The organism is Bilophila sp. T19-St14, from assembly GCF_059728385.1.
The window spans coordinates 1,235,871-1,258,616 of sequence record NZ_BAAGFT010000001.1; the positions used below are offsets into that span (position 1 = coordinate 1,235,871).

The 22,746-nt window shown below is 59.4% G+C and carries 21 protein-coding genes; 18 read left to right on the plus strand and 3 right to left on the minus strand.

The window, feature by feature from the left end; all coding sequences use genetic code 11:
* Window positions 1-97: 97 nt before the first annotated feature.
* Window positions 98-382, minus strand: a complete 285-nt coding sequence (locus AC6I1V_RS05420; protein WP_486853964.1) for a hypothetical protein — start codon at window positions 380-382, stop codon at window positions 98-100.
* On the opposite strand from AC6I1V_RS05420, the gene AC6I1V_RS05425 reads away from it, so the two are divergent.
* The 15 genes from AC6I1V_RS05425 (at window position 356) to AC6I1V_RS05495 (ending at window position 16,555) form a co-directional block, all read left to right on the plus strand.
* Window positions 356-2,872: an amidohydrolase gene (locus tag AC6I1V_RS05425; protein WP_486853963.1), complete on the plus strand. Its 2,517-nt coding sequence runs from the start codon at window positions 356-358 to the stop codon at window positions 2,870-2,872. The genes AC6I1V_RS05420 and AC6I1V_RS05425 overlap by 27 nt on opposite strands.
* A gap of 59 nt (window positions 2,873-2,931) precedes the next feature.
* Complete coding sequence (locus AC6I1V_RS05430; RefSeq protein ID WP_486853962.1) at window positions 2,932-4,173, plus strand: type II secretion system F family protein; 1,242 nt, start codon at window positions 2,932-2,934, stop codon at window positions 4,171-4,173.
* 2 nt (window positions 4,174-4,175) lie between these two features.
* Window positions 4,176-5,036, plus strand: coding sequence for a type II secretion system protein N (locus tag AC6I1V_RS05435; RefSeq protein WP_486853961.1), 861 nt, complete (start codon window positions 4,176-4,178; stop codon window positions 5,034-5,036).
* Window positions 5,020-7,017, plus strand: a complete 1,998-nt coding sequence (gene gspD, locus AC6I1V_RS05440) for a type II secretion system secretin GspD (protein ID WP_302552550.1) — start codon at window positions 5,020-5,022, stop codon at window positions 7,015-7,017. The genes AC6I1V_RS05435 and gspD overlap by 17 nt, the downstream gene beginning before the upstream one ends.
* Window positions 7,018-7,021: 4 nt before the next feature.
* Window positions 7,022-8,737, plus strand: a complete 1,716-nt coding sequence (gspE, locus tag AC6I1V_RS05445; RefSeq protein WP_308770678.1) for a type II secretion system ATPase GspE — start codon at window positions 7,022-7,024, stop codon at window positions 8,735-8,737.
* 87 nt (window positions 8,738-8,824) lie between these two features.
* Entirely contained in the window at window positions 8,825-9,760 is a 936-nt protein-coding gene (gene gspN, locus AC6I1V_RS05450; RefSeq protein WP_497736924.1) for a type II secretion system protein GspN, read from the plus strand.
* 12 nt (window positions 9,761-9,772) lie between these two features.
* Window positions 9,773-11,311 (plus strand): hypothetical protein, encoded by a 1,539-nt coding sequence (locus tag AC6I1V_RS05455; protein ID WP_497736925.1) that lies wholly within the window; start codon window positions 9,773-9,775, stop codon window positions 11,309-11,311.
* The gene (locus tag AC6I1V_RS05460) at window positions 11,308-11,787 is read left to right on the plus strand and encodes a type II secretion system protein M (RefSeq protein ID WP_337430473.1); all 480 of its coding nucleotides are present in this window, start codon (window positions 11,308-11,310) and stop codon (window positions 11,785-11,787) included. The genes AC6I1V_RS05455 and AC6I1V_RS05460 overlap by 4 nt, the downstream gene beginning before the upstream one ends.
* Entirely contained in the window at window positions 11,784-12,134 is a 351-nt protein-coding gene (locus AC6I1V_RS05465) for a type II secretion system protein (RefSeq protein WP_308770681.1), read from the plus strand. The genes AC6I1V_RS05460 and AC6I1V_RS05465 overlap by 4 nt, the downstream gene beginning before the upstream one ends.
* Window positions 12,112-12,819 carry a type II secretion system protein GspJ gene (locus AC6I1V_RS05470; RefSeq protein ID WP_486853958.1) on the plus strand — a complete coding sequence of 236 codons (708 nt, stop codon included), beginning with the start codon at window positions 12,112-12,114 and terminating at the stop codon, window positions 12,817-12,819. Before AC6I1V_RS05465 ends, AC6I1V_RS05470 begins: the two co-directional genes overlap by 23 nt.
* Window positions 12,806-13,846 (plus strand): type II secretion system minor pseudopilin, encoded by a 1,041-nt coding sequence (locus AC6I1V_RS05475; protein WP_486853957.1) that lies wholly within the window; start codon window positions 12,806-12,808, stop codon window positions 13,844-13,846. The genes AC6I1V_RS05470 and AC6I1V_RS05475 overlap by 14 nt, the downstream gene beginning before the upstream one ends.
* A 47-nt stretch (window positions 13,847-13,893) precedes the next feature.
* Window positions 13,894-14,346 carry a type II secretion system major pseudopilin GspG gene (gspG, locus tag AC6I1V_RS05480; RefSeq protein ID WP_302552558.1) on the plus strand — a complete coding sequence of 151 codons (453 nt, stop codon included), beginning with the start codon at window positions 13,894-13,896 and terminating at the stop codon, window positions 14,344-14,346.
* A complete protein-coding gene (locus AC6I1V_RS05485; protein ID WP_482332136.1) occupies window positions 14,330-14,815 on the plus strand; it encodes a pilus assembly FimT family protein in 486 nt (161 codons plus the stop codon). Before gspG ends, AC6I1V_RS05485 begins: the two co-directional genes overlap by 17 nt.
* Complete coding sequence (locus tag AC6I1V_RS05490; protein ID WP_486854864.1) at window positions 14,812-15,822, plus strand: tetratricopeptide repeat protein; 1,011 nt, start codon at window positions 14,812-14,814, stop codon at window positions 15,820-15,822. Before AC6I1V_RS05485 ends, AC6I1V_RS05490 begins: the two co-directional genes overlap by 4 nt.
* 310 nt (window positions 15,823-16,132) lie before the next feature.
* Window positions 16,133-16,555, plus strand: coding sequence for a JDVT-CTERM system glutamic-type intramembrane protease (locus AC6I1V_RS05495; protein WP_486854863.1), 423 nt, complete (start codon window positions 16,133-16,135; stop codon window positions 16,553-16,555).
* A 590-nt stretch (window positions 16,556-17,145) separates the two neighbouring features.
* Here AC6I1V_RS05495 and AC6I1V_RS05500 read toward each other — a convergent pair.
* A complete protein-coding gene (locus AC6I1V_RS05500) occupies window positions 17,146-17,907 on the minus strand; it encodes a DeoR/GlpR family DNA-binding transcription regulator (RefSeq protein ID WP_302554734.1) in 762 nt (253 codons plus the stop codon).
* A 148-nt stretch (window positions 17,908-18,055) separates the two neighbouring features.
* On the opposite strand from AC6I1V_RS05500, the gene AC6I1V_RS05505 reads away from it, so the two are divergent.
* Window positions 18,056-18,835 (plus strand): HAD-IIA family hydrolase, encoded by a 780-nt coding sequence (locus tag AC6I1V_RS05505; RefSeq protein ID WP_486854862.1) that lies wholly within the window; start codon window positions 18,056-18,058, stop codon window positions 18,833-18,835.
* Window positions 18,836-18,954: 119 nt separating this feature from the next.
* On the opposite strand, the gene AC6I1V_RS05510 is transcribed toward AC6I1V_RS05505, so the two are convergent.
* Window positions 18,955-19,464: a DUF1269 domain-containing protein gene (locus AC6I1V_RS05510; protein ID WP_005025835.1), complete on the minus strand. Its 510-nt coding sequence runs from the start codon at window positions 19,462-19,464 to the stop codon at window positions 18,955-18,957.
* Window positions 19,465-20,498: 1,034 nt separating this feature from the next.
* Between AC6I1V_RS05510 and AC6I1V_RS05515 the strand changes: the two genes are divergently transcribed.
* Together AC6I1V_RS05515 and AC6I1V_RS05520 are read left to right on the plus strand one after the other, a co-directional pair.
* Complete coding sequence (locus AC6I1V_RS05515; protein ID WP_486854861.1) at window positions 20,499-20,990, plus strand: hypothetical protein; 492 nt, start codon at window positions 20,499-20,501, stop codon at window positions 20,988-20,990.
* A 51-nt stretch (window positions 20,991-21,041) separates the two neighbouring features.
* Complete coding sequence (locus AC6I1V_RS05520; RefSeq protein WP_486854860.1) at window positions 21,042-21,554, plus strand: hypothetical protein; 513 nt, start codon at window positions 21,042-21,044, stop codon at window positions 21,552-21,554.
* Window positions 21,555-22,746 lie beyond the last annotated feature (1,192 nt).

The following is a 22,746-nucleotide window of genomic DNA, read 5'->3' on the forward strand; positions in this document are numbered from 1 at the left end:
GAGGCTCCTCTTCCCAGTATACCCAGTAATGATTTGTTACAGGAGAGCGACTTTGAAAAAACCAACCTCAACATATGCTTTCTGTTTTGCAGCAGCTCTAACATTGGTCCTTGGCGGCGGCATGCAGTTGTATGCGGCTAATAAAAAGGCCGATACCGTTTATCACAACGGTACTATTTACACTGTAACGGAAGATTTTCGTAAGCCATCGCAACTGAATACCCCCAACACGGCTGAAGTCGTCGCGACGTTGAATGGAAAGATTGTTTTCGTGGGCAGTGAGTCGGAAGCTAAGGCCCAAGGTTTCCTCAACGCCAGTAACGTGAACAAGATTGTGGATCTCAAAGGCAAAACGATGTTGCCTGGCTTTGTCGATGGTCATGGGCACTTTCCCGGACAAGGTGAACTCGATCTGTTCCAAGCGAACTTGAACAGTCCGCCCATCGGCACCATGACAAGCATTAAGGACTATATCTCCGCCCTCGCCGCACTGGCCGACCAAACAGAAGAAGGCAAAGCGGTTACCGGGAAGGGATTTGACGATACGTTGGTGACGGAAAGGAGGTACCCTACCAAGGAAGATCTTGACGAAGCCAGCACAAAGCATCCAATTGTTATTACTCATACATCTGACCATCTCAATGCGGGGAACTCGTTGGCCTTTGAGCTGGCTGGTTTCAAACGCGGCGATATAGGTGAAGACGGCGTTTACATGCGTGACGGTAAGCCCTACATCGGCGTCCGTACTGTGAAAAAGGCTGACGGATGGGATTTTACCGGCATCTGCGCCGAAACCGAAGCCATGGGCCTTCTGAACGCGGCAACACAGAATAATGGTCCGAACATCACTGACAAATCCGTCCGCAGCATCGCCCGCGCTTCACAGGTGTACACCGCCGCGGGCGTGACGACCGCTGATCTAGGAGGGGCCGTGCTCGCTATGCCTAGCGAATACGGTAACGTCGGCTTCGCCTTGTATCAAATTCAAGAGGCCCTCCAGCGTGGAGTACTTGAGCCCCGTGTTCTCGTCCATCCCTTCGCATATATGGCCTATGGTTCAGCCGAAATCGGTAAAATCAATCGTATGGCTCTTGGCTGGAAGGGTGACGATTATTCTGATCCCGGCGACTCACCCGCCAAAGGTTCCGACATAACGAGCCTCAGCCTCAAAGACGTTTCTATAAATGGTAAAGCGCCTGAAGGGCTGCCTGCCAACCGTTTTTTCATGGGTGCGTGGAAGATCATCTACGACGGTTCTAACCAAGGGTATACGGGGTATTTCAAAACACCCGGGTATTATGACCCCGAATATGGCGGGTATGAAAAGGGTTACAACGGTATGCCCAACGCCACGACCTTCTCCAAGGAGGTCCTCGAGAAGACCATTGACATATACCACGCCGCCAAGCAGTCCGTCGAAGTGCATACCAATGGAAGCTGGGCCGCCGAAGATTACGTGACCGCTCTCGAAAAAGCCGTTGCGGCCCATCCCGAAGTCACGGATACCCGGGATTGCGCCATTCATGGACAGATGATGGAGCGTCAGCACATCGAACGTCTTGTCGGCGACTACTCAAAGCTTGATGCCACGAAGGATATGTATACGGAGCTGAGCGGCACCGCTGTGGATCCGGCTCTCCGCGCCGCCCTTCAGGACGGGGAACTGATGAAGAAACAGAATTTCATCAACTCCTACTTCGTCAACCACGCATTCTATTGGGGCGACCGCCACATGGAAATATTCATGGGGCCCGGCCGCGCTAAGAATATGAACCCCTGCGGCTGGAGTGCTGCGTACGATCTGCCGTTTTCCGTACACAATGACACGACGGTCACCCCTATCTCTCCGCTCCGCAGTATGCAGGATGCGATCACCCGCCTTTCTTCCCCCACGCCTCTGGGCGAGGGCGGTACGCTGATCAGTGGTACAGGCAAGAATCTCGACGCCGTTGCCATGTATCCCGAAACCAAGGACGGCACCCAGAAGGCTTTCTGGAATTATGACCAGCGGATCAATGTGTTGCAGGCACTCCACGCGATCACCATTGTCCCCGCATACCAGAACCACATGGAAGATAAAATCGGCTCCATCGCTCCCGATAAGTTCGCTGACTTTACCATCCTGGATCAGGATCCTTTCAAAATCGATCCTACCACCATCGCTTCCACGCGTGTGACGACCACCATCGTAGGCGACAAGCCTGTATACGGTGTTCTGCCCGACTCCGAAACCTTCGCCATGCAGATTGCGCCGAGCTATGACCAGCCTAACGGAACAAGCGTATCCTCTTTCAACGGTACGAGCATCGACAATGCCACGGCCGATAAGGATTACGCTCCGTTGCCGAAGGGGAGCAAGCGCCTTGGCACGTTTGCGTTCACGGCTGAAACGACCGCCGGCAAGAGCGCCGTTTTCCAAATGAACTTCCTCGGCAACGGGGCCACGGTGGGTGAGCTGAGCCTGCACAAGTTGTACGCCAATAAGACCGCCCCGTATACTTACGGTAAGCCGTCCGCCGATGAGCTGCCTACCGCTTCCGGCATGTGGTGGGTCGCCGACATCAAGGAGCCGACGAAGGCTCTCGCTCCGACAGACGTTCTGGAAATGGATCATACCTATATGGCTTTCTTTATCATCGCTGATAACGACGCCACGTTTGACATCGAACCCGCTGACGGGGTGATCAAGGATTCGGTTTCTCTCGCCACAACGGGCCCTCTGCCCAATAACGGCAATTCCGGCTCGGACGACGACGGAAGCAGCAGCGGCTGCACCGTCGGCTCCACGCCTTCCTATGACCTCCTGGTTCTGTTCCTCGGCATGTCGGCCGTAGCCGCTATCCGCGTGCTGCGCCGCCGCAACGAACAATAACATCAATTGAAAAGGGGCCCTCCATCCCGTATGGGGGCCCCTTTCACGCGCAAGGTTTCATGGCGAACTTTTGCTACAAGGCCATTTCCGCAACCGGCAAAACCGTGCGCGGCATGGTGGAGGCTGACACCGAACGGCAGGCCATCGCGTCCGTACGCGAAAAGGGGCTTGTGCCGCTCTCCGTCGAATCCGCATCTGCATCCGTTGCCAACCCGGAAAAGCCTTCCGCCCAAAAACCTTTCAAAAAAATCCTCGAATCGCTCTGCCCCGTCCCCAAGACGGCCGTCGCAGCCATGGCCCGCCAGCTTGCTACACTGCTGCATGCGGGCCTTCCGCTTGACGAGGCCCTTGCGAGCATCTGCGCCCACGACGATCTCTCCCGGATGCAGGGCATCGTTTCCCGCCTGCGCGACCGGATTATGGCGGGTGGGGATCTTGCTGACGGGCTGGCCGAGTTCCCCCGCGTCTTCTCATCAACGTTCGTAACGATGGTACGGGCGGGCGAAGCCTCCGGCACGCTGGAACTCGTGATCGAACGCTTCGCCGAACATATCGAACAGCAGGTGGCGCTCGTGCGCAAGGTGCAGGCTACGCTGGCCTACCCCATCCTCATGCTGTTCGTGGGCATCGGCGTCGTCATCTTTCTATTGACGTTCGTGATCCCCAAGGTCACACAAATTTTCTCGGACATGGGCCGCGCGCTTCCCGTGCCCACGCAGATCCTGCTGGCCGTCAGCGACGGCATCCGATCCGGCTGGTGGATCATCCTGCTCCTCGCCCTCTGCATCATGCTCGGCATTTGGCGGATGCGCAGGACTGAAAGAGGCAAACGGTACGCCCACCGCCTGCTGCTGCGCCTGCCCGGTATTGCCGGCATCTACCGCCCGCTGATCGTCGGGCATATGGCCCGCACCCTCGGCATGCTCCTCAAAAACGGCGTCACCCTGCTCAAGGCCCTGCACATCGTCAAATCCGTGGCGGACAACAAACTCATGGCCCAAGCCGTCCAGAACATGATCGACGGCGTGCAGGCGGGCCGGGATCTCTCGGAATTCATGGACGATCCGCTTGTCTTTCCGCCGTTGTCCCGCCAGATGGTCGCCGCCGGGGAACGGAGCGGGCAACTCGGCGAAATGCTGCTTTGGGTCGCCAACGACAGCGAAAACCGGGTCGCCTCGCGCCTTCAGGTCGTCACGTCCCTCATGGAACCGGTCATGATCCTCCTGCTGGGCGGCATCGTCGGCTTTGTGGTCATCGCCATCATCCTGCCCATCTTTGAAATGAGCACCCTCGCAGGCTGACCATGTCCAAGCGCGTAACCACACTCTTCTCCCTCTTCTGCATCTCGCTGATCGCGTGGTTCCTTGCCAAGGCCACCTTCGCCCTGCGCGAGACGGCGCTCGACACACCCGGTTCCGCCTCCCGGCTTACGGAACACGCCGCTGCCGCGCCCGAACCGCTCTCCGCCTTTGACGGCATCACCGCACGCAACCTCCTTGGGGTTTCCGTCTTCCCACCTGAAGCCCGCCGTTCCCCCAAAGGCGGTACGGGGACGGATTCCGGCGAAGAAAGCGAACGCCTTTCCGCCGAAGGCATCGACGCGCTGCCCATCAGCAAGCAGGGTTGGAAACTGCTCGGAACCATCGTGGACACGGGGCCGGGCAAGGCCAGCCGCGCCGTCATTCAGGTGAACGGGACGGAACGGCCCTACAAGGAAGGGGACACGATACAAGGGTGGAAAATCGCCCTCGTGCAGCGCCGCACCGTGGTCATCGCCAAAGGCGGAGCAAAAGAACGGCTGCCCATGAGCGAGGATCCTGTCTTCCAAAAGGAAAGCGCCAAACCCGACGAACAAAAGGCCGTGAGCCGCGCCCGGCTTCGGGAAGAACTCGGCGACATCGGCGCCCTGATGCGCGCCGTCTCCGTCTCCCCGCAGGCCGTGGGCGGCTATCAGGGTTTACGCATCCTCGACATGCAGCCGGGAAGCTACATAGAGGAGCTCGGCCTCAAAAAAGACGACCTTCTGCTGGGGGCCAACGGCAAGCCCCTGAGAGGGTTCGGCGATCTGGGCGGGCTTGGGGATTTGGCCGACAAGAGCGCCATCACGCTCGAAGTCTTGCGCAACGGGAAAAAAACCATCATCCGGTATGATGTACAAAGTTGATGCCATGTTCGATTCGTCCAGCAAAGCGGCAACGGCCCTTCGTGTCTCCATCCTGTTCCTCGCCCTGCTCTGCGCGCAGGGTTTCCCGTCCGCCGCTCCTGCGTGGGCGGAGCCGGAAAACGGCCTGACGCTGGATTTCAAGGATGCGGACATCCATGCCCTCATCAAGTACATCAGCGAAGCCACCGGCCGGAACTTCATCACCGATCCCGCAGTCAAAGGGAAAGTGACCGTTTATTCCCCGGTCAGGATTTCCCCGGATGAAGCCTTTGAGACCTTCGTTTCCATCCTGCGCGTGCAAGGGTACGCGGTGCAGAAAAGCGGCACGGCCTACAAGATCGTCCCGCTGAAGGAAGGCATCGGGCAAGGCGAAGACGCCGCCGTGGGCCGTAAAATGGGTTCCGAGCTGGAAACCGTGGTCACGCAGATCGTGCCCCTGAAAGTCGGCGTGGCGGCCGAGCTCGCCAAAATCCTGCCCTCCCTGCTTGGGAAGGAGCACGCCATTTCCGCCTATACCCCATCGAACACCCTCGCGCTGACGGCCCCGGCCCCCAACGTCGCCAAGGCCATGACCTTCCTTGAACAGGTGGAGGCCAGCGAAACGGCGGGCACCTCCGTCACGCTCGGCCTGCAATACGGCGACTCCAAGACGCTGGCCGCCACGCTCGCCAAGATCCTCAAAAGCCGGGATGAGGAGTACGCCAAAAAGGGCCGCCCCACCGTCAGCCTCGTGCTTGCCGACGAACGTACCAACAGCCTGCTCATCTACGGCGATCCCGAAGCCATCGGGATGGCGCGTGACGCGGTCGGCTCCCTGGACATCCCCACCCCCAAGGGCAAGGGCGACGTACACCTTATCTCACTGTCCAACGCCAAGGCCGAGGATCTGGCGCAGGTCATCAACACGCTCGTGGAGCGCCAGCGCGCCTCAGGGACGGAAGAGCAGAAGCCGGATACCGTGCTTTCCAAGGACATTAAGGTGGTGGCCGACAAATCCACCAACAGCCTTGTCATCACCGCCCGCCCGGATGAATTTGAAGCCCTCAGCAACATCGTCGCCAAGCTCGACGTGGTGCGCAAGCAGGTGTTCATCGAAGCCCTGATCATGGAAGTGAGCAGTGAGGCATCCTTCTCCTTCGGCATCAACTGGGCCGTCGGGGGCAATACCGGAGATGCCGCCATCGTCGGCGGTGTCGGCCTGAACGGGGGAAGCTTCTCCCTGAGCTCCAGCGGAACCAACAAAACGGTATCCCTCCCCTCCGGCGTGAGCATCGGGGCCATCCTGAAAGACGCCATCACCGTGGGCAACACAAGCTACAACATCCAATCCATCCTGAACGCGGTCAGGGGCAACAGCGACGTCGACGTGCTCGCCACCCCGCAGCTCCTCACGCTCGACAACGAGGAGGCCAGCGTGGAAGTCGTGGACAATATCCCGTTCACCAAGGAAAGCACCACCCGCAACGACAACGACTTCACCACCCAGTCCATGGACTACAAGGACGTGGGCGTGAAGCTCAAGATTACCCCGCGCATCAGCGACGACGGCTCGCTCCGCCTTGAGGTGGAACAGGAAGTCAGCCGGGTCACGCAGGGCCTCATCACCCTCACCAACGGGGATCAGATCGTCGCCCCGACCACCCGCAAGCGCCTGGTCAAGACGACCATCCTGTTGCAGGACAGCCAGACGGCGGTCATCGGCGGCCTCCTCGACGATCAGAAGACCTACAACCAGAGCGAAGTTCCGGGGCTCGGCAGCATTCCCGGACTGGGATGGCTGTTCAAAGCCCGCAACAAGCAGTCGAACCAGACCAACCTGTTCATCTTCATCACGCCCAAAGTCATCAGGAACGCAGCCGACTCCGCCGACCTTACGCGCGAAAAACAGCTCGTGCTGCATGAAACGAGTGTGGGGCATGACGGCCTCGGCCTGCCGATCATGAGCAAGCCCAAGATGCTGAAACCTGTTTTCGTGAACTGACGCCATGAAGACGCTCACTTCATTGCTGGAACGCCTTAACCTCGCCCCTGAGGTGCTGGAGGCCTGTGCGCGGAATGCGGAAGCTTCGGGCATCCCCCTCGAAAGGGCCCTGTACGAGGCGGAGCGCATCGACGAAAACCAGTATCTGGAAACCGCGGCGGAGCGCCATGCCATGCCTTGCGAACTGCGGCTTGCGGCCCTCGTGGGCAAGGAGGGCTCAGGGTGGCGTGCGGACGCCGAACGTGTCTGTAAGGTTCCCCTTCCGTGGCTCAGAAAACAGAAAGTGGTGCCCGTCCGCGACAAGGACGGCAAACTTGCGCTGGCGATCTGCCATCCGTTCAGTTGGCTTCTCGCGCAAGAACTGGGGATGCTGCTCGGTGAACGGCTTGAATACCCCGTGCTTGCCCGCGAAGACGACATCACGGACGTCATCAACCGGATTTTCGGCGAGTCCACCCGCTCGGAAGGGAGCGTTTCGGACGTGCTCGGCGATTCGGTCAACGAGATCGACGAATTCAATGAAGATGCGGTGGAGGACTTGCTGGAGGACAGCAGCGAAGCCCCGTTTATCCGGCTGGTCAACATGATCCTCGCGCAGGCCGTGCGCGCCGGGGCCAGCGACATCCACATCGAACCCTACCGCGACGTTTCCCGCGTGCGCTTCCGGCTGGACGGCGTGCTTTACGAACGCCACACCCTGAACAAGGCCCATCACGCCGCCGTGGTGTCGCGCATCAAGGTCATGGCGAAGCTCAACATCGCGGAAAAGCGCCTGCCGCAGGACGGGCGCATCGCCATTTCCCTCGGCGGGCGTCAGGCGGGGCTGCGCGTGTCCACCCTGCCCACGTCTTTCGGCGAGCGCGTGGTGCTCCGCCTGCTCGAAAAGAGCGAACGCGTGCTCTCCCTCACCGAACTCGGGCTCAGCCGGGAAGACTTGCAGCTCATGCATTCCCTTGTGGGGATCACGCACGGCATCGTGCTGGTCACCGGCCCCACCGGCAGCGGCAAGACCACCACGCTTTACGCCGTGCTTCAGGAACTGACCGCGCCGGACAAGAACATCCTGACCATTGAAGATCCCGTGGAATACGAGCTGGAGGGCGTTGGGCAGATACAGGTCAACCCCAAAATAGGGCTGACCTTTGCCGACGGGCTGCGCTCCATCGTGCGCCAAGACCCGGACGTCATCCTGATCGGCGAAATCCGCGACGCCGAAACCGCCGCCATCGCCGTGCAATCCGCCCTGACCGGGCACCTCGTCTTTTCCACCCTGCACACCAACGACGCGCCCGGCGCAGTCACCCGCCTCTTCGACATGGGCGTGGAACCGTTCCTGCTCTCCTCGGTCCTGCGCGGCGTGGTGGCGCAGCGCCTCGTCCGTATGCTCTGCCCGCACTGCCGGGAGGCCTATCTCCCGGATGGGCAGGAACTGGAAAAGCTCGGTGCGGCCCGTTCCGCCTACCGGCCCGGCCAGCCGCTCTACCGGGCCAAAGGCTGCCCGGACTGTCTGGACACGGGATACCGGGGCCGTATGGCGATTTATGAAATCATGCCGGTAAGTGACGCTTTGAAACGGCTCATCGTGGATAAGGCCGACGCCAACGTGCTTGGGGCGTGCGCGCTGTCCGAAGGCATGCGCAACCTGCGGCATGACGGCATGTTGAAAGTGATCGCGGGGCTGACCTCGCTTACCGAAGTTGCGAGGGTTACCAATGAGTAGCAAAATAAACGGCACTTCCCGGCGGCACGCCCCGACGCCTCCGCATGAGGCCCACGGCGAAGCGCCTTTAACATACGGGGCGGCCATATGATGCGGGCGTTGCTGGACAGGCTGCTTTTCGCGCTTCCTTCCCCGCCTTCCCGGACCTCGCTGGTGCGTGGGGGGCTCTATCTCCTGTTCGGGCTGCTGCTGTACGGCCTGTTCCTCGGCATACTGTACGTGCGCGAGCTCGGCGTGGTCGGCCTGCGCCAATGGTGCGGGCGTCTGCCCGGCGTGCAGATGGACATGAGCCGCCCGGAACTGTCTTTCTTCCCGCCCGCGCTGAAAATCGCCGAGCTGACGGTGCAGCCGCCGAACGCCCCGGAGCCGTTGGCCTTCCGCAATGTCCGGGCGGGCCTGACCGCCTTCCCGCTTGGCGTAACACTCGACGCTGACATCGCCGGGGGTGAGCTGAACGCGACGGTGATCCCCTCCTCGCTCTGGAACCCCGAACGGCTCGCCGTGCGGTCATCCCTCTCCGGAATCGGCATCGAGCCCTTAATCAGGCCATTCGTGGGCAAAACGTCTCTCGTGCAGATGCGGGGCGGCAAGCTGGATGGTTCCGCAACGCTCGATCTGCCCCTTCAGAACGGACGGCCCGATCCGCTTGCGGGCGAAGGCTCATTGAACCTCTCCCTGCGCGGGGGCGTGGCGGATCTCAGCCTGCCTATGCTCAAGAGTTCCCGCCTGGATAAGTTGGAGGGTACAGTGGAAACCGGTTGGAAAAAAAACCGGCTGACCCTGCACCAGCTCGCAGTACGGAGCCCCGTGATTGCGTGTACCGTCCAAGGGCAGGCTACCCTTGTCCCGCGCGATCTCCCCGCCAGCCGTATGGACGTACAGTCCGCCCTGCGCATCCCGCTTGAACAGGTACGGGAGGAACTCATGCCGGAACGGACGCTTCAATCCCTTAAGGATAAAGGCGAAGTCCGGGTTCGCATCCGGGATGTCTTCCGACGCCCCTCCTTTGACGTGCAACCCTGACCGGAGAGCATTATGATCGCCAAGGACAGCTTCATCATCCTCCAGTCCGGGACTGAACTCACGGGCGCGTTGTGCCGCATCGGGCTGAAAAGCCGTGAGGTTTCGTATCTGCACCGCGTCGCCTGCGCCGATCTGACGCCGCAGGCCGTGGCCTCCGGCCTCCGCTCCCTGCTCGACGGGTCGGCTGCGGCGGGTCTGAAGCGGCCGGACGACGTGCGCGTGTGCCTGTCCGCCGGGGCCGCGCTGTTTAGGGACTGGGCCTTCCCCTTCCGTTCGCGGGCCAAGGTGGAGCAGGCGCTTTCCCTGATGCTCGAAACCGAATTTCCCTTCGACGCCGACACGCTCGCGCACCGCGTCTGCCTGACCGGGAACGCCGCCGCGTCCGCCGGGTACAAAAGCGGCGCACAGGCAATCAGCGTATCCCTCCGAAAGGAAGAACTGGATTTATGGCTGGACGCCTTTGACGCGGAGGGGCTTTTCCCCAGCCTCGTCACCGTTGATCCGTTCCCGCTACTCATAAACCTGCCGTCCAGACAACATGGAATAGCCCTGTTCCTGCACGTCCAGCGCGAATGCTCCACCGTGGCCCTGCTCGACAACGGCACCATCCGGCGCATCCGGGCCATCCCGGTCGGCTGGATGCCCGAAACGGACGCCGCCGGCCTCAACAGCCCTTCATCCGAACGGGAAAACGCCGCCCTGTGCGGATTCGCCGCCCGGCTGCGGCGCGAAACCTCCCTCGTACTGGAAGGGACGCCTTTCGTGCCGGATCGCCTTCTCGCCTATGGTGAAGCCTTTCTCGGAAACGGCGCGTCCGCCCGTTTTGCCGAAGCCTTCGGGCTGCCCGTTTCCGTGCTTGGCCAAGAAATACCCTTGGGCGGGCAGGTGGCCCGGCTGGGAGAAACCGATCCCTCCCGGCTCCTCGCGCTCTGCGTGGCAGCCATGCCGCTCCCGGCTCCGTGGCGTCCGCCCCTCATCCCCTCGTTCCACCGTCCTCCGAGGGGGGGCCATCTTTCCAGCGAACACGGCAGGCGTTTGGCATGGGCGGCCTGCGGCGCGCTTGCCGTGGGAGCGGCCTGCCTCGCCTCCGTTTGGGCGGAAGGGTACGCCGCCGGACAGCAGGCCCTGCGCCATGAGGACGCCGCCCGCGCCCTGTTCCGCAAGGCGCTCCCCGACGTGCGCGGCTCGTTCAACCCCGTGCAGATGGAGAGCATCCTCAAAAACCGCATTGCCGGACTGCGCGGCGGCGGGGAAAACGACGCCACCTTCCCGGCCCTCCACCTGTTGCAGGACATGCACGCCGCCGTACCGGGCTCCCTCGACATCCGCCTTGACCGCCTGAGCCTCGACGCCCGCCGCTGCGAGTTCGGCGGAACGGCCGCAGGCTATGAGCAGGTCAACGCCCTGCGCGTGGCCCTGTCCGGGCTCCCCGGCGTCCGCGAGGCCAAAATCCTCAGTGCAGCCAACCGTACGGGCAAGCCCGAACCGGGCACGCCGCCGGGCGCGGTCATCTTTGAAATCGAACTTGCCCTTGAGGGAGGCCAGCCATGAGCGTGTCCCGTCCCCTCCTCCTCGGCCTCGGCGGGCTTGTGCTCCTTGGGGCTGTCCAATGGGTGATCCTGCCCATCTTCGAGTATCGTGCCGACAACGCCTCCCGCGCCGAACGCGCCCGGCAGCGCCATCTTTCCATGCGGCTCCTGACCGACGACTACGCCCGGCTGTCCCAGTCGAACGCGGCGGCCCCGGCAAAAAACCGTTCCCTGTTCAGCCTCGTCAACAAGGAGGCCGACCGCCTCTCCCTGTCCCGGCGCATCGAGGCCCTACGCCCGGCGGCCCGCAAGGAAAACGACGGCTCCGAGCGCATCGAGATGCGCCTTACCGGCCTCTACCTGAAACAGGGGGTGCAATGGCTGCACGCGCTGGAATCGCACCCCGGCGTCCGCGTCGAAAACGTCACGTTCCGGCGTTCGGGCAAAAATCTTCTGGATATGGACATGACCGTTTCCCTTTCCGGGGGCGCGCAATGAACCGGGGCTTCACCCTGCTGGAAGTGCTCGTCGCGCTGGCGATCCTGAGCACGGTGGCCCTGCTTGCCGTCCGCGTCAGCGGGGACAGCCTGACGCAGCTTGCGGAAACGGGATGGGAGGACGGCGTCCTCCGCGCCGGAAGAGCCAAGATGCTCCAGATGCTCCGGGAATCCCCGGACAGCCTCGAACAATGGGGAACCCTGTCCCCAGAATACCCTGATGTGGAATGGCATTCAAAACTCGTCGCCCTGCGGTGCATGGAAGGCAAGCGCCTTGAATTCCGGCTGGTGGAAAACCGTGGGACGTCCTACCGGGAGCTGCTGCTTGAATACGTCCTCCCGCGATAATCCTCCCTCGACGGGCATGTGCGGCTTTACGCTCGTGGAACTGCTCATCGCCATGACCCTCACCGCCGTCATCGGCATGGTGCTGTTCAGCACCTACAGCATGGTCATGGACAACGGAAAGACCGTGCGCAAACGCGTCCTCGAACGGGAAAGCGAGCGCGTCTTCTGGGGCATCCTCGACAACGACATCGCCGGGCTGTGCCTCATCGACGACAAGCATTCCACCCTGCCCCCGCTCTCGCGCGAGCCGATTGTCCCGTCCGATGCGTTCTACCGCCTCACCGAAACGGACAAGCCGCAGCCGTCCGACGACGAAGTGCTGCTGTCCTTCGCCACCAGCTCGCATCTGGCGGACATGCCCGGCGATCCCTTGCCCGGCCCGGTATGCGTGGAATACGTCCTGCGCAACGGCAACCGTTCCGCCGCCTTCATCCGGCGCGAACGGGCCTACTGCGGCGTGGAGGGCGATTTCCCGTGGTCAGAACTGGTGCTTGTCCGCAATGTGAAGTCGCTTGAAGTGGCCCTCTATTCGGCCAAGACGCAATACGTCGAGGACTGGCCTTCCCCGCTGCCCTCCGGCGCCGTGCCCGAAGCCATCCGGTTTGCCCTGCACAGGGAAGGGGAAGAACAGCCGGAACTGTTTGTCGTCCCCGTTTTCCCCCGGAGGCCGCATGTACGGGACTAGGGGAACTTTCTTCAAGGACAGGCGCCGGGGCGCGGTGCTCATTCTGGTGCTGTTCGTGCTCACCGGGCTTTCCGTGCTGACCGTGGAGTTCAGCCGCGACATCCTGCTTGATCACGCCATGTCCGCATCCACCCGCTCCATCCTTGCCGCCAAACCGCTCATGGAGTCCGGCGAACGCCTCGCCACGGCTGTCCTCACCCGGAACAGCGAAGAGGGGACCCCGGATCACATGCGGGAGGACTGGGGGCTGTTCGGCATCGGGCTGGAGCGTCTTTCCGCCGAACTGCCGGGCGCGGACCTTTCGGGCTCCATCGAGGACGAAAACAGCCGCTTTCCCATCAACGCCATTTTCTACGAACGCGAGGCCGATCGCGCCCGCGCCGAGGCGTTCGCCGACATCCTCACCCGGTTGTTGGCCGGGCTCATGCGCGTGCACGGTTACGCGGGCGGGACGGACAACGCCCTTGCGCTGGCCAAAGAGTATGTGGATTCGCTCCGGCAGTGGGGCGGGCTGGCCGAAACGGATCAGGACACCCTGAAATGGTATCTCACGCAGACGCCGCGCCGCCTGCCGCCGGGACGCCCCCTGATGGCGCCAGAAGAAATCCTGCTCGTGCGCTGGCCGCATGTCGAACAGGAATGGGGGTGGGATGTCCTGCGCGGGACAAAGGAGCTTCCCGGCCTCTTGGAAACCCTGACCATCTGGACGCAGGGGCCCATGAACATGAATACGCTCCAACCCGCCGTACTCAGCGCGCTCGTCCGCGACGAACGGCAGGCGCGGCCCTTCGTCAACGCCGTCCTGCACTACCGCAGTAACCCCGACAACGATTTGGGGGAAAACTGGTATGAGGATCTGCTCTCCGCGTACGACGTCCCGGCCCTCCCCAGCGGCTGCCTCGACGTGCGGAGCCGCTGGTACAGGCTCAACCTCACCGTACAGCAGGGTGCGCGGAAAAATACGCTCACTTCGGTGGGATGGGTCACGCACGAATATGTCACATGGGAATACCGGGCCGTACGTTAACGCCGCCCGGCTCTGATACGCACACTTGCGCCTGACAGGAGGAAAACATGGACAAAGGACACATCCGGCAACGGAACAACGGCGGGTTCACCCTGCTCGAACTGATGATCGTCATCGTCATTCTGGGGATTCTCGGAGCCATCGTCGCCCCGAAATTCATGGACGAACCCCACAAGGCCCGCGTGGTGCAGGCCAAGATGCAGATCGAAAACCTGTCCACGGCGGTCAAGAAATTCTATCTCGACAACGGGTTCTATCCGTCCACGGAACAGGGCCTCGAAAGCCTCGTCACCCGCCCGGCTATCGGCAAGACGCCCAAGAACTACCCTGCCAACGGCTACATCACCAAGATCCCGAAAGACCCTTGGGGCAATGATTACGTCTACACGGCGCCGGGGCAGAAAGTGCCGTTTGAAATCATGAGCCTCGGCTCCGACGGTGCGGAAGGCGGCGAAGGCGAAGCCGCCGACATCTGGGGCGAAGATGTGCCCGACCGCTGAGCGGCGGTCTGCCGGGTTCACCCTGCTTGAGCTGCTCATTGTCCTTGTGCTCATGGGCGTGCTGGCGGCCGTGGGAGCGGGCGCCCTCTCCGTCGAGCGGAATCCGCTCTACACCGGGGCGCAGGCGCTCGTCACCGCGTCCTCCACGGCCCGCAGCCGGGCACTTCTGCTCAACGCGCCCGTTACGCTCGAACTCGGCCAGACGTTTATGGAAATCAGCTCGGAAAACGGCGATCGCCCGCTCAGGGAGGACTTCCCCAAGGGCATGTCCGCCGCCTCGGTTGACGAACACTACCTGCTCGGCAGCTCTCAGAAGCTGCTGTTCCATCCCCTCGGCGTGGTGCAGGAACACGTCGTCCACCTTCAGTCCGGCCAGGATACCCTCTCGGTCTATATCCCGGCCACGGGAACGGCCCGCATCCTCGAAGGGCAGTTTTCTCTGGAACAGATTCGCAAGGAGTTTTTATGATGTCGGCTCACCGCCCCGTCCCGCAGCACGGGTTTTCCCGCCGGGCCCCCTTCCGTTCCGCAGCGGCGGCCCTCTGTGCCGTTTTCGTCCTCATGGCGGCTTCCGGCTGTACGCCCATGCGCAAACAGGGGGCCGCCCCCACCTTTCCGGCCAGCACGATGAACGAGGCCGTCGAAGCCTACCAGAAAGGCGACTGCCGCGAGAGCATCCTCCGTTTCAGCGCCGCGCTGCAGCAGCAGGAGCACCCGGCCTTGCTCAACGGGCTGGGCATGGCCTATCTGAGCTGCAACCAGCCTCGGAACGCCGCCCAAGCCTTTGAACGCGCCGTCTCCATCTCGCCCGGCTCCGCCGCGCTGCATACCAATGCGGGCACCGCGCTGTACGCCGCCAACGATTACAAGCGCGCCGAACGGCAATTTGACGCGGCCCTGCGGATCGATCCCACCAACCCGGAAGCCCTTGTGGGCAAGGCGGGCATCCTCATCCAGCGGAAGGAGCCGGAAAAGGCCCTCCGGCAGCTTTCGCTGGTCAGCGGCACGGATGCGGCGTCTTCCGAAGTGCTCTACAATAAGGCGCTCGCCATGTATCAAATGGGGCTCGCGGACGATGCGGGCACGGCTCTCGGCACCTATGCCCGTGAGCATCCTGACGACGCCGAAGCGCAGAACGCCCTCGGCGTCGTGATGCTGCGCGCCGGGAACTACGCCAGCGCGAAGGCGCATCTTGATCGGGCCATCGCCTTGCGCCCCGAACAGGGTGAGTATTACTACAACCGGGCGAACGTGCTCAAGGAGCAGAAGGAATTCAAGGCCGCCATCGACGACTACACGCGTGCCGTCGCCTTCATCCCGGATCTGGCGGGCGCGTACATCAACCGCGGCGACGTGCGTTTCCTGCTGCGCGAAACGGAAGGTGCCTGTCAGGATCTGAAAAAAGCCTGTGAGCTTGGAGAGTGCGAGCGTTTGAACAGATACGAGGACGCCGGGCGCTGCCGGGATTTCTTTTAAGATTGGGGAAGGGGAGGAAGGCCCTTTCTGGAGAAAGGGCCTTCCTCCCCTTCCCCAAACCCCATCCCCTCCATCCCCAAAGACTTTTGTGCTTATCGAATCCCTATCCGCGGCTTTCCGGGAACAAGCGGCTGGAGAGTATCAGTTAGAGGGTGTTCAATGTGAAAACGTTCTTCCGGCTACAGGAAGCAGGCGGTCGCTGCGAAGGCATAAGCACAATGGAGTTGCGCTGTCCAATGCCGGATCGAGCGTGTCTAAATGTAATATTAATATGTTAAAGTTAACTTGCTCTAGTGGGTAATAATATAGCATGAAGGAAGTATGGGCGGACATCAGGGGATCGCTGGACAGGAGGCGTTTTTTCGGCTCGTTCCGGGATCGGTGGGTCTGGCTGGCCTTCCTGATCGGGGGCATTGGGCTGTTGTTCCCGGCGGGCGGCATCCCACCCCTGTGGCGTTTGGCATTCGCCGCCGTAACGGAGGAGCTGGCGTACCGCGCCCTGCTCCAGCGTCAGCTTGAACAATGTGTGCCGGGCAAATGGGGACTGTTTACGGGCGGCATGTTGATAACATCGGCCCTGTTCGCGCTTTCCCACCTGCCAACGCATACGCCCCTTATGGCGGCTCTGACGTTTTTCCCTTCGCTTGCCTTTGGTGCGCTCTGGACGCGCCACCGTTCCCTCTGGCTCTGCGCCGCCGTCCATTTCTGGTATAATCTCCTTTTGTTTCTATAGGCTCTGTCATAGAATGTGGTTACTTTTTTTCAACATAGTGAAAATACATTTTTTCTCTATTGTTCCACTAAAAGATTCCATAACTGAGAAACGTTATTGGTCATTCCTTTGGAATTTCAAAGGCTGTGTCATGGAAAACGGTTGATGCTTTATTTCTTGAAATTCTAGGTCGTGTTTTCAATATATAATATATTGAAATTATTTAACCATTTTAAAGTCACAAAATGATTATTTTCAATAGCCTCAAATAATTACATGTAAAATAACGACACGACCTAAAGAAATAAGCAATAAAATCCCCCAATCACAGAGTCCACCAGCGGAAAGATTAAAAAAAACATATATTTTCAATATATTACTGAAACAAACAACCATGTACTATGATAGGGCCTTTTACATTTATAATATATTGAAAATATAGGCTTTCATATTGTTTTTCCGTTGACTGGCTTTATGGCTGGGGTATTTTATCGGCTATATCTTTGGGACTTCAAGAAAACACCAATCGTTTGCTGTGATACAGCCATTCAAAAAGAAAGGAACCTTTCTCCTGAAAGGTTCCCTTCCTATCGTCATTCTTTTCGATCCGATCAGACCATGAACAATTCGACGCCGTGCTCATGGATGAGATCCGCCCACTTGGTGTCGATGGGGCCGTCGGTGAACAGCGCGTTGATGTCTGAAAGGTGCGCGACGCGAACCATTGCGGGCCTCCCGAACTTGGATCGGTCGGTCACGAGGAACACGCGGCGGGAACATTCGATGATGGTACGGGCCACGGCGACTTCCCGGTAGTCGTAATCGAGCAGGTTGCCCTCCTCGTCAATGCCGGAAATGCCGATGATGCCGTAGTCCACGCGGAACTCGCGGATAAAACGCTCGGCGCTGGCCCCGACGATGCCGTTGTCCCTGTGCCGCACCGTGCCGCAGGCGACCACCACGTCAAAGGAGGAGTTGCGGGCGCAGATGGAAGCCACATTGATGCTGTTGGTCACCACGCGCAGGTTCTTGTGCTCAAGCAGGGCGCGCGCCGCCTCTTCGGTGGTGGTTCCGATATTGATGCACACGGAAACGCCGTCCGGGATGTGCGTCGCCAGCAGAGCGCCGATACGCCGCTTTTCTTCCTGACAAATCCCCTTGCGCTCGTCGTAAACGATGTTCTCCGAACCGGAAACCATGCCCGCCCCGCCGTGGAAACGCTGCACTTTCCCCTCTCCGGCGAGCGCGTTGATGTCTTTGCGAACCGTCTGCGGCGTCACTTCAAAATGCCGGGCCAGCTCCTCGATGGTCGCGTAGCCGCGGGCCGAAAGGAACTCCTGCAAGGCCTGATGACGAGCGGAAGTTTTGCTCATGTGTCCTCCCTGTGCTCCCCGCTTTTATCCTGTTCTTCCTTTTGGTTCAACAGGCTGTGGGGAAACGTCAAAGGCTGTCCGGCTGGACAGGCGCACAAAGTCTCCGTATGGTAACGCGCTTTCCAACACTGATCCCCGGAAGACTGCCATGCTCAACAAGAAATGTTTTGTTCTGGATCTCGACGGAACCGTCTACCTCGGCGACATCCCCATTCAAGAAACGGTCGACTTCATCCTCCGCCACTGGGACGCCATCGACTTCCATTTCCTCAGCAACAACACGTCAAAGGCCCCGACGACCTACGTCAACAAGCTGGCCCGGATGGGCATCCCGGCGACGCTTGACCGCATCCTTTCCCCCGTGACGCCGCTCATCGCCCACCTGCGGGCGAACGGCATCCGCACGGTGTACCCCGTGGGGAACCGTGACTTCGTGGCGTGCCTGCGCGAACGGATGCCGGAACTGAACGTCCTCGGCTACGGCGACTCCGAAGGCGCGGAAGCCGTCGTACTGGCATACGATACGGAGCTCACCTACGAAAAGCTCACCCACGCCGCCCTGCTGCTGCAAAACCCGGAAGTAGCCTACCTCGCCACCCACCCGGATCTCGTCTGCCCTTCCCCGCAAGGGCCGCTCCCGGATGCGGGCAGCTTCATGTCGCTGTTTGAAACAGCTACGGGACGCCGTCCACAGCATATCTTCGGCAAACCCGACCCCGCAGTGCTCGGCACGCTTCTGGATACCTATGCAAAAGAAGACATGGTTATGGTCGGCGACCGCCTGAGCACGGACAAAAAACTCGCTGAAAACGCGGGCATCGACTTCATCCTCGTCCTCAGCGGGGAAGCCAAGCGCAGCGACCTGCCCGGCCTCGAACGCCAGCCCACGCTGGTCGTGGACAACCTCGGCCAGTTGGAAAGCGTATAAGCGGAACCCCGCCTGATGTACGGGGAGGATTCCATACCGCCTCCCCGTTGCGCATACAAAAAGGCCGCTTTCCCTGAGGAAGCGGCCTTTCCATACTGCCTTTCCGGAGCATCGGCGAGCTATTCGGCATCCTTCTGAGCGGCGCGGGCGCTGTTCAGGGCGGCTTGGAGCTTGGCTTCGTCCTCATGGGACAACGAGGACTGGAGGACAGTCCCGCCTGTGCCGCGCAGGGCGTCAAGCACCTTGTCGGTGAGGTCGGAGTCGACCAAAACGAACAGGGCGGACGTGCCGGGCGTCAGCTTTTCAGCAAGCTGCTTCATGAAATCGTCGTTGATGCCCACATCGCTCAGCGCACCGGCGACGGCACCGGCTCCGGCCCCGACCACAAGGCCGAGCAGCGGATTCATGAAGATCAGGCCGATGAGCACGCCCCAGAAACCGCCGCCGACGGCGCCGCTGGCGGTCAGGTTGTACATCTGGTGCAGCTTCACCTTGCCGTTCTGCTTTTTTTCAACAACCACGGCGTCCTCAAGGGAAACCAAATACGACTTCTGCATTTTCAGGAACTGAAGGCGCACTTCTTCGGCCTTGAATTCCGTATCATATGTCACAGCAATCAGTTTACGCATGGAAAAACCTCCTGATTCGTTTTGTGCCTTGCGCAAAAGGTGCCGCGAACGCCGGGAAACCGCCATTATATATCCCTTTAGAGTTCTGAGAGTATTGAACCCAAAGGGTTTCCTCAATGTTTTCAGGGGAGGGCGGACGCAAAAAGAAGCCTCCGGCCAACGGGGGCACCCTACCACAACGCTCCTTGCCCGCTTTTCCCTTAGGTTGTGTTTCATATTACATATAACTATTTGAAATTATTAAATAATAATATTTTGTTTCTTTAAAATAGTTACATAATTTCAATATATTATATCTAATTAACGCCACAACCTAGGGCCTGTTCACGCAAACAAAGAATAAGGCTCTGTCATAGTATGTGGTTGCTTCATCTTTATAACACAGTGAAAATACAGACTTTATCCCCAGCTTTCCCCTTGGCGGAATCCATAGCCAAGGCATTTTTCCGGTTATCTCTTTGGAAATTAAAGGAAAAAACATCAACCGTTTTCTATGGCACAGCCTTGTTAAACTCCAAAGGGATAGCCAAAATATGCCTCAGCCGTAGAGCCCGCCAATAGAAAAATGGGAGAAAAAACCTGTATGTTCGTTATACTGTAGAGATGAAACAGCCACGTTCCATGGCGAAGCCTTCCCCTAAAAATGAGGAGGCGAATCCCGTTTTCCCGGACGCAAAAAGGCCCTCCCTCCGAACCGTGCCGGGGGACGCCGCCGCAAGCCGTATCCCAGCACCGCATTGGCCCGATAAAAAGCGGGGCCCCGGACGTTCTTTTCCTTGTCCGGCGCTTGATCATCTTTGAACTTTCTTGCATGGTAAGGACGCAGCACGGAACGGCAAGCTCCGTGCGGGCCCCTTTTCCATTGCAGCAGGCGTGTTGCAATACAACTGCAAAGGGAACAAGGAGATGCGTTTCCCGCCGGGAGAACCGCGCTTGCCCGCGCCGCTCCCCGCCCCTCCGGGCCGCCTGCACGGGAAACGCCGTCATATACCGGAATGTTATTCGGCAAAACGCATCCGCAGGAGGAAACATCCATGTCCGCTTACGCTGAAATCTGTTCCATGTTTGAACAACGGAGAAAAGTTGAAGAAGAATACGCCAGCGCCGCATACAGCCAGTTGCTGACCTTCGTGGAACTTTTTGAATTTTACATCGGCTGCCAGCAGCCGGATTTGGTGGTTCCCCTGCGCATCGACGAAGCCTGCACCCCCTTGCCGGATCAGACCGCCTCTTTCCGCATCGTCAACAACAAAATGATCGCCGCCGTCTGCATCCACACGGAGGACAGAAGCGACCGCACATGGATCCCCATCAGCGTCAAGCCCATCTCGTTGGTGGAATGTTTCATGGAAATCGGCTATGGAACTGACCGCGTCAAGCAGTTCCATGTAAACTTCTCCTACGGCGCCATCGGCATCAAGCAGACAAGCAGCGACAACGCGCTGTCCTACCTCGAAGCCATGTTCAGGGAAGAAGCCTCCTTTAATCCGTTCCATACCAAGGACGACACTAACGAAATCGGGTAGCGGCATAGCCTGGCGGGGCCTCTCGCGGCCGCCCTGCCCGCCGGAAACGCCATGCAAGAACAAACCGAAAAGAAAATACTTTCTCCTGAACAGGCGGTGCAGGCCGCCTGCATCCTCTTTGAACTCAACACCCGTGAGCAGGATCTCCTTGAGATGGCCCAGCGAGCGGGTGTTCCTTGTGCCGACGACGCCTCCCGCAAGGCCCTCACCCGCGAATGGTACGGCTTCGTCCACGCCGCCGTGGTCTATGGCCTGATGGCGCAGGCCTCCAATCAGGTCATGGCCGAATACCTGCGGAGCACCCGGAACTTGCTGTCGCAGGTGGCCGGGTACACCTCCGAGCAGATCGAGAGCTTCATCGACGACACGTTTTCCGGCTATATCCGGCTGATGGCCCAGAACCGGCAGAAAGAGTGCCCCTCGCTGTTTTACCAGCGGCTGGTCGGCGAAGGGACCTTGGAAGCCCTGCCCAAGGAACGGGTTGCCTTCCTTTCCGGCATGATGGCGATTACCATGTGCGCTATCCTCGACAAGATGGGGCAGTACGAGTTTGGGGTTGAATAGGATATCGGGGGAGGGGAGAGGGAACCCTTCTGGAGAAGGGTTCCCTCTCCCCTCCCCCGAACCCCCTCCCCTCTCCCTCCCAAGACTTTCGACGGGTGGGGAGGCCGCGCGACGGAAGTTCCGTTGGGCGGCTTTTTTTTTGAAGGCTGTGTTATAGAAAATGGTTGATGTTTTTTTCCTTGAAGTTCCAAAGGGATAACCGGAAAATGTCTTAACCGTGGATCCTGCCAAGGGGAAAACCGGAGAAAAAGGCTGTATTTTCACCTCACTGTGGAGATGAGCAAACTATAACAGAGCGTTTTTGAAAGGATCCGTTATGGCAAAAGGTTGCCATTTTGTTTTGCTCTGTCATGGAATGCTATTGCTTCATCCCACAGTATGGTGAAAATACGGCCTTTTTCTTCAAGTTCTCCTTTGGCGGGCGCTATGGTTGAGGCTTTTTCTTGGCTATTCCTTCGGAACTTCAAGAAGGCATCAGCCTTTTCTATGATACAGCCTTTTGTTTGGGCTCTATTACAGTATGTGGTTGTTTCATCTCCACAGTGCGATGAAAAATAGAGCTTTTTTTCTAGTTTTCCCCTTGGCGGGATCCACGGTTAAGACATTTTCCGGTTATACCTTTGGAGTTCCAAGGGAAAAAGCATCACCCATTTTCTATAACACAGCCTTTGTTTTATATAGGTTATAGCAAATATTGAAAAAATATTTTCAGCCGTTGGGCTTGTCAGCAAATGCCTCCCCAAAACCCAGTGAAATCAATTACTGCAAAATGACGTCAGCCAAAGGCTGCGGCAGAGGCTTTGGGGTAACTATAGACAGTTGTTTCAGCATATAAAAAATACACGACATCAAACTGTTTGATGCAGGCAGCAAGGGCGGCTTTTCCCCCTAGGGCGTGTCGTCACACTATATAACAATTTGAAATTATTAAAAGATATTTTGAAACTTAAAAACAGTTAAACAATTTCAATGGATTATACAATTGACGCCCCCCTAAAAAGCGGGGCTTCAATATCAGCCTTCCCGCCGAAAAGAATCCGTTGGATGCCGTTGCCAAAAGCGCCGCTTGCGGCTATGCTTTGATCATGATTCCATCCTCCACAGACCGCCTCTTCCTTTTCTCTTCCATAGCGGGCCGTCCTGTCCCGTGTGGTCTGTGCCTTCGCCTTGCATCCGCAAACTGCCTCCCCCC